Here is a 1440-nt window from a genome sequence, read left to right on the forward strand (position 1 = left end):
GAACCAGTAGAGAAAGTTGTAACTCAGTCGGCCTGCTGGGATGTGTGAGGCTCTGTGTGGGGTTTGAAGTCCTGAGCGCAGGACGGGAGTTCGGCCTCTTGGCGGTGGGCCAGCGGTAGGAAGATCACGGGTCGGATCGTCCAGTTGATGCGAGTACGGGCCTGGGTGAGCGTCACCGTGCAGGGCTCGGCGCGTAGGAGTGCCTTCCTCGTGGTGATGCGGCCGTCGTACAGCCACTCCCACGCCTCCTGAGACGCGTCGGGATCCAATGCCGGTGAGATCGTGCGCAGTGCAACCGCTACCCATCTGTCGGCCTGTGGTGCCGAGTACGCGTCGAAGGATGCCCGGAGGGTCGGCAGTGTCTCGGCGGTGAGGTCTTCGGTCCAGCACTCGCACCAGTAGCCGCGCTGCGGCTTGTCCATCAGCACGGGTGGCCTCCCGCAGGCGGGTTCGTGTAGAGCTCCGCGGTGACCGTGTGGCCGCCGTCGCTCTCGTGGACGACGACTCGGTGGGCGATCACGCTGACCATGCCCAGGCCCCGGCCGTGCTCGGCGTCCTGGTCCTGGCGCTTGATCTTCGGTGCGGTGCCGGCGCCTCCATCGTCCGTGACCGACATCGCGATGACCTGCGCCGATACCGCCAGGGCCAGATGGAATCTGCCCGAGTCCTGGCCGCTGGCCGTGTGAAGGATCGCGTTCGCGCTCAGCTCGCTCACGATCAGTTCGGCGTCCTCTGCCCATGGCGATTCGCGCAGGATGTCGCGGGTCCAGCGGCGGGCCCGGCTGACCTCTTCCGGGAAACCTGGGCAAGTGAGCCCCCAGACCCGGGCCGTACTCGTATACTCGTGCATACAAGTTCCTTCGTGCTGGTAGGCCGCCATGTGCAGCGGGTTCGGGCTAGACGAGTTTCACGCCGTCGTGGGCGCGGATGGCAGGTGGAGACACGGCGTCCATCGCGTCCAGGACGCGGATGGCGTACGCCTCGTCGGCAAGCTCGGAGACTTCTTCGCGGGTGGCCCAGCGCAGTGCGCGGGTCTCGTCGCCGGTGGTGGGCGTGCCGTCGGCGGCCTGGCAGCGGAAGACCAGGGAGACGATCAGGCCCGTCATGTTCTTGTAGACGCCGGTCAGGGTCGCCGGAAGGGCGATCTTGATGCCGGTCTCTTCGAGGACTTCGCGTTGCAGGGCCTCGGGAACGGTCTCCTCGCGTTCGAGGACGCCGCCCGGGGGCTCCCACTTGCCGTTGTCCCGGCGCTGGATCAGGAGGGCCCGGCCCGAGTCGTCGACGACGACCCCGGCCACGCTCACGGAGTGCGGGCGTTCTGTGCTCACGTTCCTCGGCCCTCTCGGATGGCTAGGCTCTCCACCGTAGCAACAACACTCGCCCACACGTCTAGATACCTAAAGGAGTGCACTCGTGACCCCTGCTCTTCCCTCCGGCCAG

Annotated in this window: 3 protein-coding genes; all 3 read right to left on the reverse strand. The window is 66.9% G+C overall.

The window, feature by feature from the left end; translation table 11 throughout:
• Positions 1-23: 23 nt before the first annotated feature.
• From AQI94_RS37370 to AQI94_RS37380, 3 genes are read right to left on the reverse strand one after another with little or no spacing between them, the layout of a single operon-like run.
• Positions 24-422 (reverse strand): hypothetical protein, encoded by a 399-nt coding sequence (locus AQI94_RS37370; protein WP_037945329.1) that lies wholly within the window; start codon positions 420-422, stop codon positions 24-26.
• Entirely contained in the window at positions 422-850 is a 429-nt protein-coding gene (locus AQI94_RS37375) for an ATP-binding protein (RefSeq protein WP_031059692.1), read from the reverse strand. Before AQI94_RS37375 ends, AQI94_RS37370 begins: the two co-directional genes overlap by 1 nt.
• Before the next feature lie 46 nt (positions 851-896).
• Positions 897-1304: an NUDIX hydrolase gene (locus AQI94_RS37380; protein WP_031059695.1), complete on the reverse strand. Its 408-nt coding sequence runs from the start codon at positions 1302-1304 to the stop codon at positions 897-899.
• Positions 1305-1440: the final 136 nt, after the last annotated feature.

The organism is Streptomyces pseudovenezuelae, from assembly GCF_001513955.1.
In the GTDB taxonomy this organism is placed as follows: Bacteria; Actinomycetota; Actinomycetes; order Streptomycetales; family Streptomycetaceae; genus Streptomyces; species Streptomyces pseudovenezuelae.